10 protein-coding genes and 1 tRNA gene are annotated in these 16423 nt (G+C 63.5%); 7 read left to right on the forward strand and 4 right to left on the reverse strand.

Going from position 1 to position 16423, the window contains the following annotated elements; genetic code table 11:
- Positions 1 to 52 precede the first annotated feature (52 nt).
- A complete protein-coding gene (locus HNQ39_RS23630; protein WP_184202766.1) occupies positions 53 to 571 on the forward strand; it encodes an inorganic diphosphatase in 519 nt (172 codons plus the stop codon).
- Between the two features lie 181 nt (positions 572 to 752).
- Positions 753 to 1745: a bifunctional heptose 7-phosphate kinase/heptose 1-phosphate adenyltransferase gene (locus tag HNQ39_RS23635; RefSeq protein WP_184202769.1), complete on the forward strand. Its 993-nt coding sequence runs from the start codon at positions 753 to 755 to the stop codon at positions 1743 to 1745.
- A gap of 5 nt (positions 1746 to 1750) precedes the next feature.
- Here HNQ39_RS23635 and HNQ39_RS23640 read toward each other — a convergent pair whose 3' ends face one another.
- Positions 1751 to 2878 (reverse strand): NPCBM/NEW2 domain-containing protein, encoded by a 1128-nt coding sequence (locus tag HNQ39_RS23640; protein ID WP_184202771.1) that lies wholly within the window; start codon positions 2876 to 2878, stop codon positions 1751 to 1753.
- Between the two features lie 31 nt (positions 2879 to 2909).
- Positions 2910 to 2983 (reverse strand) — tRNA-Arg (locus HNQ39_RS23645).
- Positions 2984 to 3065: 82 nt separating this feature from the next.
- Between HNQ39_RS23645 and HNQ39_RS23650 the strand changes: the two genes are divergently transcribed.
- The 5 genes from HNQ39_RS23650 (at position 3066) to HNQ39_RS23670 (ending at position 13310) form a co-directional block, all read left to right on the forward strand.
- Positions 3066 to 5744 (forward strand): ATP-binding protein, encoded by a 2679-nt coding sequence (locus HNQ39_RS23650; protein WP_184202773.1) that lies wholly within the window; start codon positions 3066 to 3068, stop codon positions 5742 to 5744.
- An 87-nt stretch (positions 5745 to 5831) separates the two neighbouring features.
- Positions 5832 to 7568, forward strand: coding sequence for a thiol-activated cytolysin family protein (locus HNQ39_RS23655; RefSeq protein ID WP_184202776.1), 1737 nt, complete (start codon positions 5832 to 5834; stop codon positions 7566 to 7568).
- 39 nt (positions 7569 to 7607) lie between these two features.
- Positions 7608 to 9257, forward strand: a complete 1650-nt coding sequence (locus HNQ39_RS23660) for an alpha/beta hydrolase-fold protein (RefSeq protein ID WP_184202778.1) — start codon at positions 7608 to 7610, stop codon at positions 9255 to 9257.
- A gap of 149 nt (positions 9258 to 9406) precedes the next feature.
- On the forward strand, positions 9407 to 11971 hold the full coding sequence (locus tag HNQ39_RS23665) for a VPS10 domain-containing protein (RefSeq protein WP_184202780.1): 2565 nt from the start codon (positions 9407 to 9409) through the stop codon (positions 11969 to 11971).
- A gap of 4 nt (positions 11972 to 11975) precedes the next feature.
- The gene (locus tag HNQ39_RS23670) at positions 11976 to 13310 is read left to right on the forward strand and encodes a HEAT repeat domain-containing protein (RefSeq protein ID WP_184202782.1); all 1335 of its coding nucleotides are present in this window, start codon (positions 11976 to 11978) and stop codon (positions 13308 to 13310) included.
- A 175-nt stretch (positions 13311 to 13485) separates the two neighbouring features.
- Here the strand turns inward: HNQ39_RS23670 and HNQ39_RS23675 are convergent, their stop codons facing one another.
- Positions 13486 to 14355 (reverse strand): alpha/beta hydrolase, encoded by an 870-nt coding sequence (locus HNQ39_RS23675; RefSeq protein WP_184202784.1) that lies wholly within the window; start codon positions 14353 to 14355, stop codon positions 13486 to 13488.
- 186 nt (positions 14356 to 14541) lie between these two features.
- Positions 14542 to 16422, reverse strand: a complete 1881-nt coding sequence (locus tag HNQ39_RS23680) for an ATP-binding protein (RefSeq protein ID WP_184202786.1) — start codon at positions 16420 to 16422, stop codon at positions 14542 to 14544.
- Between the last annotated feature and the right edge of the window lies 1 nt (position 16423).

Genomic DNA, 16423 nt, shown 5'->3' on the forward strand with positions numbered 1-16423 from the left:
AGAGAGCCCGCCCCTGTTTTTTTGCACGACTGGGTACAATAATACCTAAACTATGCCTTACCGAAGTCTGCCTATCGGGGACAATGCCCCGGAAGAAGTCCACGCCGTGATCGAGATCCCCCGGGGCTCGTCGAATAAGTACGAGTACGATAAAGAGCTTGGGGTCTTCAAGCTGGACCGCCCCCTCTACTCGCCGCTGTTCTACCCCTTTGACTACGGCTGGATCGCGGGGACCATGAGCGCCGATGGCGATGCGCTCGATGTGCTGGTGATCGGCTCCCACCCGACTTTTTGTGGCTGTGTCGTGAACTGCCGTCCCCTAGGCGTGCTGATGATGCGCGATGAAAAAGGCGCCGATGAGAAGATCCTCGCCCGGGTTGCCCACGACCCGCGCTTCCACGGTGTGCGCAAGCTTGAGGATGTCCCCGAGCACTATTTGCGCGAGATCGAGCACTTCTTCGATGTCTACAAGACCCTGGAGAAAAAGAGTGTCCAGATCGGGGAGTGGATGGATGTCGATCGGGCAAAAGAGATGATCAATACCTGCCGCCTGATCCACAGCGCGGTCTAGATCGCCCCCGTTTTGATCGCCCCGGTTAGAGCGGGGCGTCTTACTGTCCTCGTCCCTCGGACACAAAGGGCGCTTCGCGCCCATGGGCGGAGCCCTTCGTGTCGGAGCCTGCGACGACAGCGAGACGCCCCGCTCTAACCGGGGCGATCAAAACCGGGACGATCCAAAGACAACAACGATAATGATGCGTGACGAACTGCTCACTATTTTAGAGAACTTCCCCGGAAAGCGGGTACTGGTGGTCGGCGATCTGATGGCCGATGAGCACATCTGGGGGCACGTGAACCGGATCTCCCCCGAGGCACCGGTGCCGATTGTCGAGGTGGAGCGGGAGACCTTTGTCCCCGGCGGCGCGGCCAACACGGCGGCGCAGCTCGTGGCCTTTGAGGCGACTGTCTTTGTGGCGGGCGTCGTGGGCGACGATGCCGCGGGGGGGAAGCTCCGGGAGGCGCTGACCACCCTCGGGGCCGATGTGCGCGCGGTGGTCACGGCCACGGATCGCCCCACTACCCGCAAGACCCGTGTGACCGCGGGCTCCTACCAGGGTGCCCAGCAGATTGTCCGCGTGGACCGGGAGAAGCGTGCCCCCCTAACCCCGGAGACCGAGGCGGTGCTGCTCGCGGCCTGCGAGGCGCTCCTAGACCAGGGCTGTGATGCCTTGCTCTTCTCCGACTACCTCAAAGGCGTCCTCACCGAGACCCTCGTGGCGCGGCTGACCGCGGCGGCACGGGCGCGGGGGATTGTCGTGACGGCCAACCCGAAGCCGGCCAGCGTGGGGTTCTACAAGGACGCGGACCTGATCCAGCTCAACCGGAAAGAGGCCGACGAAGCCAGCCGCACGACTCTGTTTGAGTCCCTCGACGACACGCTCTTTCACGAGGCCGGGGCACGCCTGCGCGAGGCGCTGGAGGTGCGAAACCTGCTGGTCACCCGTGGCGCACGTGGCCTGACGGTCTTTGAACCCGAGCGCTTTGTCGATGTGGGAGCCGTTCCCGTGGAGGTATTCGATGGCACGGGGGCGGGGGACTCGACCATTGCGGGGATCACGATGGGGCTCGCGGCAGGGGGGACGATCGAGCAGGCGGTCCGGCTGGGCAACGCCTCCGGTGGTGCCGTGGTCCGTCACGTGGGAGTGGTTACCGCTCGCCGCGACGAGGTTGCCGCGCTGCTCTAAGTACTCTAGGGCGGACTGAGCCAGCCCGTGGCATTGCCGACCGTCTGGCCGCTCTCAGGGCGCGTGTCGAAGAGCAAGAGATAGAGGCGCTCGTTCTCGATGTAGCCCAGAACGAGGTAGGGGGCATTGGCGTAGCGGCCCTGCTCTGCGAACCGCTTCAGGTCGGGGAGCGATTTTGGGGAGAGTGTCTTCGTGCTCTCGCGGAGCTCCGCGGCGGTCTCCGAGTCCAGCGGCATCCCAATCGGCCGACCAAACTCCCCGCCAAAGAACACCTTGGCGATCTGCGGCCGGATGAGCAGATCATCGGGGGTGACTCGGAACTCATCACGGATGGGGACGATCCCTAGCAAGAAGTTGGGGTGGGCACCTTCTATCGCTTGGAGCTGGCGCTTGAGGGTCTTGGCGGCGAGGGTTGCTGCCGTGCGAATGCGCTCGTCGCGCTCCTTGAGCCGGTCCTTGTCCAGCGAAGCACCCTCACCCGTGACCAGCTTCGCGTTGCACCAGACACAGCCCGCCGCGCGGGTGACATGGTCGCCGCCCACGCCCGTGGAGAAGGTCGCTTTCTGCGCAAAGTCATTGGCGTAGCGAACGACCAGGCGCAGGAGCCGCACGCCCTTGATATCGACATCGATGCTCTGGGGATGCAGGCGCTTAGCCCCGCCCTCGTTGGTCACCACGCGCCAGAGCGACGAGCGGATGGCATCGGAGCGGAAGAGAAGCTTGGTGTCGCCGTAGACCTCGAAGTAGCAAAATCCCGTCCCCAGCTTGGACTGCTCGTCGTCGCGGCCCACGGTTGCCTGGAAGCGCAGGAACTTGCCCTGGAGGGGAATCGACATCCCGCAGAGCTCCCCCGGCCCCGAGGGATCGTCCTTGACATCCACCGACATCGCGTGCTCAAAGCGCTCACCCTCGACAATGGCCTTGCGCGGGCTATAGACCAGGTTGCCATCGTAGCGCACGGCGGGGTGTTTAAAGAGACTCTCCAGCCAGACATCTCCCCGAGGGCTCTCCAAGGGGTTGACGGGGACAATCGTGGTGTCGGGGTTGTCTTGCGTATCGGGGGAGTCTTGCGCCAAAGCGGGCAAGGAGAAGGAGAGACCCAAAACGGCAACAGCGAAGCAACGACGCGTCATGGTAAGCCTCCGCAAGAGAAGAAAAGATCAATCCGCCCGGCAGGACTCGAACCTGCGACCTTCGGCTCCGGAGGCCGACGCTCTAATCCGCTGAGCTACGAGCGGGAAGGGATTGAAACCGCAGTATACCGCTGGATTTTTCTCCCTGCAACCGCGCTGTGGGGCGTAAAGCGCTATAATGCGTCCGATGGCGGCACCCCTCTGGCGTTTTGAGTTTCTGGGAGACTTTCGGGCGACCCGTGACCGCACAACCATCACCCGTCTGGAGTCGCGGCGGGCACTGGCACTCCTGGCGGCCCTCGCGCTCTCTCCACAGCGCCGGCAAACCCGTGAGGAGCTGATTGAGCGTATCTGGCCCGATGCCCCCTTGGAGGCCGGCCGCAATCGCCTCAAGCAGGCCCTGGCATCGCTGCGCCGCCAGCTAGAGCCGCCGCCCTTGCCCCCCGGGAGTGTCTTTGAGGCGGATCGGTTTAGCTTGGGGCTGCGCGCGGGTGCCGTCACCACCGATGTCGCCGAGCTGGAGCAGGCGCTGAGACGCCAGGACTTCCCGCGCGTGCAAGCCCTCTGGCGGGGCGAGCTCCTGCCGGGCCTCTACGAAGACTGGGTGCAAGACGAGCGTGAGCGCCTCAATGCCCTCTACGCACGCGCTCCGGTACTTCTTGAGGAAGCAGAGCTCCTCGCGGCGCTGGTGCCCGACGAAGTGACGACGCCCCCTGCGCCCTCGCGTAGGGTGGAGCTCCCCGTGCAAGTGACCCGCTTCTTTGGTCGGGAGACCGAGCAGACGACTCTCCACGCACTGCTTCAAGACGACCGCTGGGTGAGCCTGACGGGACCCGGCGGAATCGGCAAGACACGCTTGGCCATTGAGGTGGCACGCGGCTGGATAGGCGGGGATGTCTGGTTTGTTCCGCTGGCCGAGGCCAGCCAAGGAGCACACTTTGGAGCCGCACTGGCAAGTGCCCTGAAGCTACCCCTTCGCGCGCAGACCGACCCACTGGAGCAGGCTCTGGCTTTCTTGGGTGTGGGGCCTGCGCTCCTCGTACTGGACAATGCGGAGCAGCTTGTCGCGCAGGGGCTTGCGGGGCACTTGGAGACCCTGCTGGAGCGCTGCCCCGGAGTCAGGCTCCTCGTGACCACCCGCCAGGGACTAGGGGGAGGCGCTGAGCGTCTTTTCCCGGTTCCTCCTCTCCCCCTGCCCCAGAGTGAGAGTCTGCTGGAGCTGGCGCAGCTCGCCTCGGTTCAGCTCTTTTTAGATCGGGCACAGCGGGCTCGGGCCGATGTGGGCTTGACAGCGCGCAACGCCGCTACCTTGGCGACACTCTGTCAGCGCCTCGATGGGATTCCCCTCGCGCTGGAGCTGGTGGCTGCCTGGGCACAGGCACTGAGCCCCGGCCAGATCCTCGCTCGCTTGGAGGCAGGGGATACGGTCGTGACCACCAGCCGCCGACGGGGCGGGCTGGAGCGGCATCGCTCCCTCCACCATGCCTTCGACGGGAGCTTTCAGCGGCTCTCGGGGGGCGCTCAGCGCTTCTTTACCCAGCTCTCGGTCTTTCGGGGCGGTGGGACTCTGGAGGCTGCCGGTGCGATCTGTGACGAGCCCGACGCCGCGCTTCTCCTCACCGAGCTCGCCGATGCCTCCCTGGTTCAGCTGCGCATGACCGAGCAGGAGGAGCTGCGCTTTGTCCTCTTGGAGAGCCTGCGACAGTTTGCCGCGGAGCGCCTCACCGAGTCAGAGTTGACTGCCCTGCAGGAGCGCCACGGAGCCTACTACGCCTCCCTGGCCGCACGTGCCGCCCGGATCGAGCCGCCGCACGACCAAGCGGAGTGGCTGAACGTACTTCAGGAGGAGTGGGACAATCTTCGCGCGGCCCAGCAAGTAGCCCCCCTAGAGCGTGCTCTACAGCTCCCCTGTGTCCTCACCGACTTTCTCCTGCTTCGTGGCTATGTTCAGGAAGGGATTGCCTGGCTAGAAGCGGCGCTCGCTCGGCCCGATGCTCCACGGGAGCGCGCGGTGCAGGCGCGTGCCCAGCTGGGGGCACTCACACCGGATTTTAAAGGAATCCCCCATGCGCGGGCACTCTTGGAGGAAGCCTTGGCGCAAGCGCGGGAGCACGGGCTCGTTGCGACCGAGGCCTTTGTGCTCTTTCACTTGGGGCGGCTGGCCTACCTACGCTACGACTTGCCGGGGAGCTGGGAGTGGCACGTACAGGCACGTGCCCTGCGGGAGAGCCTCGGTGAGCCCGGTCCGCTGGCACTCTCTGTCTATGCGCTTGCCCAGCTCGCCCTCCGGCTGCCCGAGCCCCCCGAGCCTACCTGGGAGCTCCTCCACCGCGCCGAGGCACTCGCGCGGCAGGCAGGGAGACAGAGCACGCTGGCTGAGATTCTCTACGAGAGTGCTTGTGTCGTAACGGCCGAGGGCGATATCGAGGGAGCGTTCCCTCTACTGGGAGCGAGCCGCACCCTCGCACGTCAGCTGGGGAGTGTCCGTCTGGAAGGCAAGATCCTCAACCACCTAGGCGAGCTCCGACGGCTCCAAGGAAATTTTGCCGAGGCGATGGTGCACTACCGCGCGGCTACACAGATCTTTAACCAGCTCCGTGAGAGCGGGGTCACCCATGTCCCCATCTGGAACCTCGGCTGCTGCTTTGAGGCGTCGCAGGACTGGGAGCGCGCCCTTCTCCTCCTTGCCTGCTCCGCAAAGCTCCTCGACTCGGTCGGGCGGCCCATCGACGATGAGAGCCGTGGGGTGCTGGAGCAGTACCGCCAGAAAGTGGTGGAGACATTTGGCCCTGCCCGCGCCGAGGCAATCTACGCCCGCGGCTACCGAATGACGGTCGAGGAAGCCCTTGCCCTCACCGAGAAGTAACCCCGTCAGACTCTCCTTACGTTTCCCTTACACCCCCTTGATACGCTTGTTTCATGCACGCAAGCAAGTGCTATAGGGAGGTTTGCAATGAAACAGAAAACGATGTGGATCGCGGCGCTGAGTCTCTCGGCACTGCTCTTAGGGACACTGGCAGTGCCGACGACGGCATCTCAAGGGCAGCGCAAGCAGCGCGGTGAGAATAACAAGCAGGGGGAGAAGAACAAGCGCGGTGAGGGCGACCAGAACGGAGCCAAGAACGGTGGAAAGGGGCGCCGAGGGAAAGACAGCGATAAAGACGATAAAGAGGACAAGGCAAAGGGTGCCCTTCCCGAGGTCCAGAGCTTTATTCAAGGGCTACCGGCTTGGGGCGATGTCTTCTTGCAGGCGCCTATCGAGCAGCACGGTACCCAGACCTTCTCGAAGGAGCAGGTGGGGGGCGTGACCTACAATGTCCAGCACATCCCCACGACACTCCAGGCGACCCCGCAAGATATCGTCCTCTTCGAGCCCGCCGATGGCTTCTGGTTGGGCGCACTGCTCCAGGAGACAGGGCTACGGCAAGGGATCGGGGCGCAACAAGAGCTCCCGGTGACACCCGAGCAGCGTGCGCCCCTGCACCTCTCCAGCAACCTATTGCTCAGCAGCGATGCCATTACGGTAGCCCGGCCCTCGCGCTCCGCTGTCCAGGAAGCGATCGGTGAGCTGGTGCGCAAGGCGATGGCGGCAGGGAAGAAGAACAAGGGCGATGACTTTTCCGGGAGCTTCACCGCGCAGGTGGTGGAGAACAATAGCACCGAGCAGACAGCCTTCTCCCTGGGGCTCAGTGCCAAGTACCTGGGCTCCAGTGTCAAGGCCAAGCTCGCCTCCAAGAAATCGGCGACCCAGCGCACGCTGACCATTCTCTGCATCCAGAAAGCCTTCACAGTCCAGACCGACCTGCGCGGGGAGCGGGGAGCGGATGCCTTTTTTAGCGATGCCTTCACCGAGCAAGACCTGGGGCAGCTTCGCAAGCAGCGGCTGATCGGGGAGAACAACCGCCCAACCTATATCTCCGCGATCACCTACGGCCGGATGATTCTCTTCTCGCTGACGACCACCAAGGACATCAGTAGCCTCAAGGGAAAACTGGCAGCGAGCCTGAACCTCGCGGGAAAGAATGGCGCAAGCCTCGATGTGGAGGCGAGCGATCTTCTCAAGGACTCCAGTACGCAGATCGATGTCTTCTCGGTGGGCGGACCACAGGCGGCGAGTGAGGCCCTGATCCGCTCGGGCAAGCTGGGGGATTTCTTTAAGGCTGAGGTGCCGCTCAATACGCTGACCCCGATTGGCTATACCGTGCGCACGGTCAAGGACAACCAGCTCGCCGCGATGCTCCAGACCACCCAGTACGACCTGACCGACTACGCCGCTCAGGCACCGACCAGCGCTCCTCTCTACCGGGTGACCTCGTTCTTTAAGATCACCAACTCTAGCGACGGGGTCGGTGACAACAATGTGGAGTGCTACGGGGAGGTGCGGATCAATAGTGAGAAGGCATGGGAGATTCCCAGCAGTGCCGCCGAGCAGAACAAGAAGCAGGCCGGACAGACCATTGATCTCTCTTTTGCACTCCCCGGAACCCGCCCGACAAGCTACTACCAGACCTCAGCCGCCTCGTTTGTGCTCTCGGGATTTCTCAAGGACTCGGACAAGGCACTCAATGGAGCCGATGACACGCTCTACTCGTTCAACCTGACGCTCAAGCCCGCTGAGCTGGCAGGCAAGGGGGAGGTGATCTACAAAGGACCCGCAGCGGAGCTCCACATCCGGGTGGAGAAGGTCTAAGAAGAAGGGAATGCAAGGGTGCGCGGCGAATCGGCTTGCATGCGCACTCTTGCTCTCTCTCTTCTCACTCTGGCCGCGCTCTGTAGCGCGCCCGTGGCCTCGCTGGCCCAGAATGTCTACCCGCTCACTCCCGACTCGCAGCCTCAGGACGGTGTTCCTAAGGGGCGAACGGAGAACAGCAAGTTTGTCAGCACCAAGTGGTTTCCCGGCACGGAGCGGAGTATGCGGCTCTATATCCCGGCCCAGTACGATCCCAAGAAGCCCGCGTGTGTTCTGGTGATGCAAGACGGTGGAGGCTTCCGGGACACGACCGTGCTGGACAACCTGATCGCCAAGGGGGAGATACCCGTGACCATCGGGATCTTTATCACCCCCGGTGTGGTTCCGCCCCCCAACGACAAGGCCCTGCCGCGCTACAACCGCAGCTACGAGTACGACTCCCCGACCGACCGCTACGCTCGCTTCCTGATCGACGAGGTCCTCCCCGAGGTGGGCAAGAAGTACAACCTCTCCAAGGACCCCAATGATCATGCCATCGCGGGGGGCTCATCGGGGGGGATCGCGGCCTTTACCGCTGCCTTCTTCCGCCCCGATGCGTTCCGGCGCGTGATTAGCTTTATCGGCTCCTACACCGACCTGCGTGGCGCGACCAACTACGGCGCGCTGGTGCGCAAGTTCGAGCCCAAGCCGATCCGGGTGTTCCAGCAGGACGGCAAGAACGACCAGGATATCTACTCGGGGAGCTGGCCCATTGGCAACACCGATCTGGCCGCGGGGCTGAAGTTTGGTCGCTACGAGACCGTCATGGTCTGGGGCGAGGGCTCCCACGATGGGGTCCAGGCCACCGCGGTCTTCCCCGATGCCCTGCGCTTTATCTGGAAGGGCTGGCCCGCCCCGGTTGGGGTTGCGACCGACACCCCGCAGCCCATCACCAAGATTGTCACTGCCGCCGACCCCTGGCAGCTCTCCGCCGACACCACCCCGATCACGTCGCTGGCGAGCGATGCCACCAAGCTCTGGCGGCTGAGCGGGCCCATCTCCGGCGCTGCAACCGGCCCTGATGGACGCTTGTTTACGGCGCTTGAAGCAAATGGGCGCGTGTTGATCGAGCCGGCAGCGGGCGGTGGAAAGAAGACCGAGGTCAAGATTCCCGCGCCACGCCAGATCGTCGTGGGCAAGAACGGCAATGCCTATGTCACCAGCGCGGCGGGCAGTATCTGGCTGATCCCCGCCGACACTAAGCTCAAGCCCAAGGTCGTCGGCACGGTGCCCGATGCCAGCGGGATCACGCTTGTCCCCGATCAGACCCTGCTCATGGTCTCCAGCGCGACCGAGCGCTATATCCATGCCTTTGTGATCCAGCCCGACGGTACCCTGGCGCACCAGCAGCCCTACCACGAGGTCTATGTCAACCACGGGGAGACCAAGTCCAACGCGGGGGGAATGGTGACCGACACCAACGGCTGGCTCTATGTCGCGTCTCCCTTTGGCATCCAGGTGCTCGACCAGGCGGGGCGTGTCAATGGGATCATTGTCAACCCTTCGACCGAGCCCACCACCCAGCTTGCCTGGTCGGGGAGCACGCTCTATGCGCTGACCCAAGACGGCAAGGTCTACCTCCGCAAGACCAAGGCGACCGGCGTCCAGCCCTCCGCCGAGCCCATCAAGCCGCCGGCACCGCGGCTGTAGCGCCGGGTAATAAATTGCCCGGCAGAAGGAAGGGAGCGTCCCGAGGACGCGCAGAGACAAGCGCTCTCCGCGCCCACGGGGCGCTCCTCACTCTGTGCCGGGTAATTTATTGCCCGGCAAATCCCCGGTTCAGGTAAAATGCGGGCATCATGAACCCTGCCATTCTTGCCCTCCCGTTTCTCCTTCCTCTCACCCCCGCCCAAGCACCCTCACAAAGCCCGCTGAGCGGCCTTGCGCTTCGTAGTATCGGCCCGACCCTGACCACGGGGCGCATCGCGGATGTGGCGATCGATCCGACCAATCGTAGCATCTGGTATGTCGCCGCGGCATCCGGGGGGCTGTGGAAGACCGAGAACCGCGGCCTGACCTTCACCCCGATCTTTGATACCTACGGCTCGTACTCGCTAGGGTGTGTGGCGATCGATCCTAAGAACCCCAGCACCATCTGGCTCGGGACGGGAGAGAACGCATCGCAGCGGAGTGTCGGCTTCGGCGATGGGGTCTACAAGTCCACCGATGCCGGCAAGACCTGGCAGCGGGTGGGGCTGGAGAAGTCCGAGCACATCGGCAAGATCCTGATCGACCCCCGCAAGCCCGACACGGTCTATGTGGCGGCGCAGGGGCCGCTCTGGGCACCCGGCGGCGACCGCGGGCTCTACAAGACCACCGATGGCGGCAAGACCTGGAGCGCGATCCTGACGGTCTCGGAGAACACGGGAATCTCGGACATTGTCTTCGATCCTAAGAAGCCCGACCGTATCTACGCCTCGGCCTACCAGCGGCGGCGGCACACAGGGGTGCTGATCGGCGGTGGTCCGGAGGGAATGATCTACCGCTCCGACAACGGGGGCAAGAGCTGGAAGAAGCTGGACAAGGGGCTCCCAACAGTCGATAAGGGCCGGATCGCGCTGGCGGTCTCGCCCCAGAAGAGCGATGTGGTCTACGCTCTGGTCACGGCGGCGGGCAAGGAGGGCGGCTTCTTCCGCTCTACCAACAAGGGCGAGAGCTGGGAGAAGATGGGCGCGTTTGGCCCCAGCGATGCCCAGTACTACGCCGAGCTCTTCCCCGATCCGTTTACCTTCGATAAGGTCTGGGCTGCGGACACGCTCTTTCAGCTCACCACCGACGGCGGAAAGACCTTCACGGGGCAGCGCTTCAACACGCATGTGGACTACCACGATATCGAGTTCGACCCGACCGACCCGAAGCACCTGATCCTGGGCTGCGACGGTGGCCTCTACGAGAGCTATGATGGGGGAGCGACCTGGCGGCACTTCAACAACCTCCCGCTCTCGCAGTTCTACCGCATCTCGGTGGACAACACGAGCCCGTTCTACTTTGTCTACGGCGGGATGCAGGACAATGGGACTATCGGGGGACCCGTGCGCTCCCTGGCACCACAGGGGGTCCGCACCAGCGAGTGGCTCACGGTCGGCGGCGGCGATGGGTTCCAGTCGCGGGTCGATCCTACCAACCCGGATATTGTCTACACGAGCAGCCAGAACGGAAACTTCTCGCGCCTCGATAAGAAGACCGGTGCTGTGGTCGGGGCGAGCCCACGGCTTCCCCTCACGGAGCGCGGGCGCTGGAACTGGGACACGCCCTTTATTATCAGCCCCCACAACCCCAGCACACTCTGGATGGCGGGCAACCGGCTGTTTAAGAGCGAGGACAAGGGAGTCACGTGGAAGCCGCTCACGGGCGACATCACCCGCAATATCGACCGCAACACGCTCCCGGTGATGGGGAAGGTCTGGGACGCCGATGCGGTCAACAAGCACCGTAGCACGACCGACTTTGGCGTGGCCAGTAGCTTGGAGGAGTCGCCCAAAGTGAAGGGCCTGGTCTATGTCGGCACCGATGAGGGGCTGATCCAGATCTCGGAGGACGATGGCAAGACGTGGCGAAAAGGGGAGAACTTCCCCGGCGTCCCGGCCATGGCGACGGTCTCCGATATCTGCGCCTCCCAGCACGCGCCCGACACGGTCTACGCATCGTTCCATGACTTCCAGCACGGGGACTTCAAGCCGTACTTGCTCAAGAGCCTGGACCGGGGCAAGACCTGGACCAGTATCGCCGGCGATCTTCCCGGCCGGGACTTTGTCTGGACGATCGCGGAGGACCCGCAGAACCCGAAGCTGCTCTTTGTGGGCACGGAGTTTGGCCTCTACGCGACCTTCGATGGCGGCGCGCACTGGCTGCCGCTGAAGAACGGGGTCCCGACAATCGAGGTGCGGGATATCGCGATCCAGGCCAAGGCGAGCGATCTGGTAGTCGGAACCTTTGGACGCGGTGCCTACATCCTCGATGACCTCAGTCCGCTCCGCACACTCGCCACCGACGGCATCCCCACCGCGCCCACACTACTCCCGAGCCGTCCCGCCGCGCTCTACCCGGACCTGAGCTACATCCGCGCCGCGCCGGGGAATGTCAGCTTCCCCAACCCCTGGCCGACCTACTTCACCTACTGGCTCCCCACCGAGGTGAAGGGCAAGCTCTCGGTGACGGTTCTGGACAGCAAAGACAATGTCGTGCGGGAGCTGGAGGCCCCGACCACGCCAGGGCTCCAGCGGATCGGGTGGGACCTGCGCCAGCCCGGTGCCAACCGCTTCGCCCCCGGTCGGACGCTCGCGCCCGGCACCTACACGGTCCAGCTCATCATCGACGACAAGACTGTCTCCACCCAGAAGCTAGAGGTTGTCGCGGGGGGATAGCACCATGCGCGACGATCCCCTTCCGGCTCTCTTAGCCGAGCTCCGAGAGAAGACCCAGAGCTACGAGCTGCATCAAGTCCGCGAGGCAATCGTGGTCTTGGTAGGACAGCGTGCAGTCGAGCCGCTGCTCGGTCTTCTCGACGACAAGGCAGAGGGTAGCTCCTGGGACGTTTGCCGAATCCTCGGCATTCTTTGGGATCGTCGCGCTGTAGAGCCCATTGCGGTGCGCTTGGATCGGCTTGGCTGGGAAGGGCCACTAGCGCTGGGAAGGCTAGGAGGAGCACGTGCCTCAGATGCGCTCCTCCAGAGTCTAGAGACCCAAAAAGACCTTCGGATTCCCACGATTCGTGCGTTTGGTGTGCTACGAGAAAAACGCGCCATCCCCGCACTCATCAAGCTCCTGCCTGTCGGCCATGCTCATATGTTCGCCTCTGAGGGAATCGGGGACCTTGATCTGGGTGACAACGCGGCAGCCAGCCTTGCCCAGATCGGAAAACCGGCACGTGAGGCACTCCTAGAGCCACTACAGCACCCCGATCCCTTTGTCCGGGAGCGTGCCGCCACTGCCCTGGTCGGGGCGAAAAATCCTCGCGCCACGCCGCAGCTTCTCAAGCAGCTCGATGACGACGTTCTCCCGGCGCTGGCGGCGGCACGCGCTCTTGCCGCGCTCAAAGAGAAAGCCGCTGTCGCGCCGCTCCTGCGCTGGCTAGAGCGCCCCAGCAAGAGCCGCTTCCCTGCGACTGCTGTTGGGTGCCTCGGAGAGATCGGCGACCCTCACACCTTTAGCCCCCTGCGTGCGGTAGCCGAAGGAGCCGAGAGAGAGCTGGCGGCAAGCGCCACCGATGCCCTCGGAGGAATCCGCACCGACGAGTGCTTTCGCTACTTAACCCAGTGCCCTGAGGATCTTAGGCTCGTCGCCTACCGCGCTTTGGGAGAGCAGCGCGACCCACGTGCCTTTGGATTTCTGGTAGAGCGCCTGAGAGACTCAAGTTTCAAGGACGCTATGGTTCTTTCCGATACTCTACTCCAGCTTGGTGATGCGCGTGCAATTCCCTATCTTATGAAACGAATCCAACTACCAGGAAGCAATATCACGTATGGAATTTTTCCCGCGGTCGCGGGGCTCAGTAGCGCAGGGGTAAAAATTGTCGCCGAGTTTCTACACTCAACAAACGACGAGTCCCGCTGGAGTGCACTCTTTGTACTGGGAGAGTGCCAGAAGAAAGAGGCGCTCCCGTATCTCCGGCCTTTGCTACAGCACCCCGAAGCAGATGTCCGCCGAGAAGCGATTTCTGCCATGGCCAGTATTTTCTATGCCCACAGAATGACCGGCCCCTAAGAGCCGCCGATTTCCAATCGGCGGCTGCAATGGCGGGCGCGAAGCGCCATTTGAATGCCCCTGCGGGGCCGCCACAAAGCCCGTGCCGGGCTACCGATTTTCCCAGCCTGGGACAGGCTTTGCGGCGGAGGAACGACGCCACTGTCGACGCCTAATTCTATGGGGCGCTTACGGGCTATTTGAGGTACTTCTCGAACCACTCCGCCATCACGATCAGCTCTTGCTCCACCCCGATCCAGCCGTGGTTCTTGCCGGGCTTCACATCGAGGCGACAGGGGACCTTTTTCTCCTTCAGAAGCGCGAGCAGGTGCTCGGACTGCTGGATCGGCACGAGGCCGTCTTTGTCGCCGTGGATGAGCAGGGTCGGGGGCATCTTCTCGGTGACCCCGTAGTAGGGGGAGATGGTCTTCAGGAATGCCTTTTGCTGGTCCACGGTCCCATTGAGCGCCGGCCCGAACGCGGGGCGGAACGGGGACATCTGCGGGGAGTCGGTGGGGATCGTATTGTCCTTGCCCCAGGCGAGAAAATCCGTGGGGGGAAAGAGAGTGGCGACCGCCTGCACGGCGCTGGACGCGCGATCGACGGGGTCCTTGGCCTTGGGATCGCCGGGGCCGCCGTACGCCCCGATCATGAGCGAGAGATGCCCACCCGCGCTGGCACCGCAGATGCCGAGCTTGTTGGGATCGACCCCGTAGTCGCTGGCGTGGGTGCGGATAAAGCGGACGGAGCGGTTGATGTCCTCGACAATCTCGGGGATCACAAAGCGCGGCTGGCTCCCGTGCACCACCTGAAAGACCGTGAGGCCGCGGTCGGTCATGAGCTTGGCCCAGGCGGGGTTAATCGAGTTGTGGTTCGAGACCCAGCCGCCCGAGACCATCCAGATCACCCCGATCCCATTGGGCTTGGCGGGGGTAAAGACATCCATGGTCAGCGCACAGCCGAGCTTGTGGCCGTAGACCACATCGACTTTGTGCTCCTGCGCCCGTGCCGCAAGCGGGGCTAGCGCGAGGGCCGCAAGCCCAAAAAGCAATCCACGACGATTCATAAAATTCTCCTTTTGGTTCCGTTGAGATCGCCCCCGTTTTTTATCGCCCCCGTTGGAGGGGGGCGTCAACGAGCGCTTCGCGCTGGGAAGGGCTTCGCCCATAAAATTCCGTATGGCCGAAGGCCTTTGCGGCGGAGCTTGCGACGCCCGTTGACGCCTCGCTCCAACCGAGGCGATCCGCACCGATCAATCAAAGTCTAAGTTCCGCGCCTTGGTGAAGGATTCCTCGTCCTTAAAGCCGCGTGTCGGGAGCGGCGCGCTGCGAACCTTGGGCGTGCCGGAGTAGTCCGCCCACGGGTTGGCGGCGACAAAGTCGTCGTAGCTCGTGAACATCTCGACAAAGATCGGGCTGCCGGTGAAGCTCAGCGGCGATGCCGGCCCGGTGAACATAAACGGGTACTGCTTGCGGCTCTGGGGATCGACAAACGAGCGGTAGAGCGAGAGCGCCTCCGGGTCGCCGACCAGCTCGTTGAGGTTCGCCAGCTCACTGCCCATCGTGAGGCCATAGCCAAAGGCACACAGGCGGAGCTGCCCGATAATCTCGCGGTGGAGTGAGGCCAGGGTCTGGGTGATGAAGAGATAGCCCAGGCCGTACTTACGGGTCGTGCGGACCGCGTCCACAAACTCCGTCGTCAGCTTGGACATCTCCGATGTGTCCGACGAGCGGGTGAAGTTGCGCACAAACCGGTGGGCTTCGTCGAGCGCCACTAAACAGTTGAGCTGCTTGCCGTCCTGAAACGCCTCGCCGCCCTCCCGGTTGAGCGTGCTAGCGATCTCCTTGAGAAGCAAGGCCTTGATCTCGTCGTCGTCCTTGAACTCCGTGCCCTCGCCGGAGATATCCAGAAAGACAAAGGGCTGGGTGTCGGTCTCGGCCGTGCGGATCACCGAGCCCACGACTTGCGAGAGAAGCGTGCGCTCGTTGCCCTTGGAGTCGATCTTCTGGAACAAATCCAGTGCCGTGGTCCAGCGCTTCTGGCAGTCGGTGAACTCCTCGGAGTCGGAGAGGATCTGGCGCAGGCGCTCGGCGAGCTGCTCCCGGCGCTCCTTGCCGGTGTAGATGCGCTCCAGGGATTTTTCATCGCCCAGCCAGAGAGTCAGCGTGTCCTTGAGCAGGGTGCTGGGGGCCGCATCGAGCTTCGCACCCGCCGCCGTGAGTGCCTTGCGGACATGGTTGTAGAGCACCTCCACCGCGATCTCGGCGTTGTCGGCGTTCTTGATCCCCAGAAACTGATAGAACTTCGCCTTGGCCAGCAGCTCGCAGAACTGGAGGGCGTTGTCCCCGAGGCGCAGGCCGGTCGCCATCTTGTAGACCTTGACATCGCGGCCCTGGGCAAACAGCGCGCGGTGCAGCTCGAAGGGCAGGCCCCAGCCGCTGGAGAACTGGCCCTGTGGGTCGATAAAGAGGACACCCATCTCCTTGTGGCGGGCGTAGCAGAGGAGCAGATAGGCCGCGAGTCCCGATTTGCCCGAGCCGGTCTTGCCAAACACCCCAATGTGATAGGCCTCCCCGACACCGCCCGTGCCCTTGCCAAAGTGCCGCAGGTGCTGGGGCATCTTTACCTGGGTGCCAAAGACCCGCCCCATGTAGACAATCTCTTTTTTGTGCTTCTCCAGTAAGATTGAGAGGACCTCGTCGCGCACCGCATAGACCGCTTTCCCGGTGCTCGGTGACGTGCCGAGCATGTCCTCGGTGGAGAACTCCTCGCCCTTGTCGTTCTCGTCGATGAGAAACGCCGCCTGGACACTGATGGTCGCGGTGCGCACATCGGCCCGGCCCGAGAGGTTTTGCAGCTCACCCTGGCGCTTGATGATCCCGCGGAAGGCCATGTCCTCGTGCCAGCGGTTCTTGGTCTCCACCCGGCTGATCTGCCCCAGCACCGCCATCTGCCGCCCCTCATGGGGGAGCACCAGATAGACCATCTGGCCCCGGATGCGCGAGTTCTCCGCGCTCTCTAGAATATCAATCGTGATCTGGCTCGTGTCCGACGGCGACCCGACCACGCCAATCGGCACCGCCTGGTTCTCTTCCTGAAGAACCTCAAGTACTCGCCCACGCTGAATCCGCATG

This window comes from Armatimonas rosea (assembly GCF_014202505.1).
GTDB classification, from domain to species: Bacteria; Armatimonadota; Armatimonadia; order Armatimonadales; family Armatimonadaceae; genus Armatimonas; species Armatimonas rosea.

What these genes read in the sequence shown, in the direction of transcription:
- HNQ39_RS23670 (WP_184202782.1), top strand. Translation starts at nt 11,976, where the DNA reads ATGCGCGACGATCCCCTTCCGGCTCTCTTAGCCGAGCTCCGAGAGAAG.
- HNQ39_RS23655 (WP_184202776.1), top strand. Translation starts at nt 5,832, where the DNA reads ATGAAACAGAAAACGATGTGGATCGCGGCGCTGAGTCTCTCGGCACTG.
- HNQ39_RS23640 (WP_184202771.1), bottom strand. Translation starts at nt 2,878, where the DNA reads ATGACGCGTCGTTGCTTCGCTGTTGCCGTTTTGGGTCTCTCCTTCTCC.
- HNQ39_RS23680 (WP_184202786.1), bottom strand. Translation starts at nt 16,422, where the DNA reads ATGCGGATTCAGCGTGGGCGAGTACTTGAGGTTCTTCAGGAAGAGAAC.
- HNQ39_RS23635 (WP_184202769.1), top strand. Translation starts at nt 753, where the DNA reads ATGATGCGTGACGAACTGCTCACTATTTTAGAGAACTTCCCCGGAAAG.
- HNQ39_RS23675 (WP_184202784.1), bottom strand. Translation starts at nt 14,355, where the DNA reads ATGAATCGTCGTGGATTGCTTTTTGGGCTTGCGGCCCTCGCGCTAGCC.
- HNQ39_RS23665 (WP_184202780.1), top strand. Translation starts at nt 9,407, where the DNA reads ATGAACCCTGCCATTCTTGCCCTCCCGTTTCTCCTTCCTCTCACCCCC.
- HNQ39_RS23630 (WP_184202766.1), top strand. Translation starts at nt 53, where the DNA reads ATGCCTTACCGAAGTCTGCCTATCGGGGACAATGCCCCGGAAGAAGTC.
- HNQ39_RS23660 (WP_184202778.1), top strand. Translation starts at nt 7,608, where the DNA reads ATGCGCACTCTTGCTCTCTCTCTTCTCACTCTGGCCGCGCTCTGTAGC.
- HNQ39_RS23650 (WP_184202773.1), top strand. Translation starts at nt 3,066, where the DNA reads ATGGCGGCACCCCTCTGGCGTTTTGAGTTTCTGGGAGACTTTCGGGCG.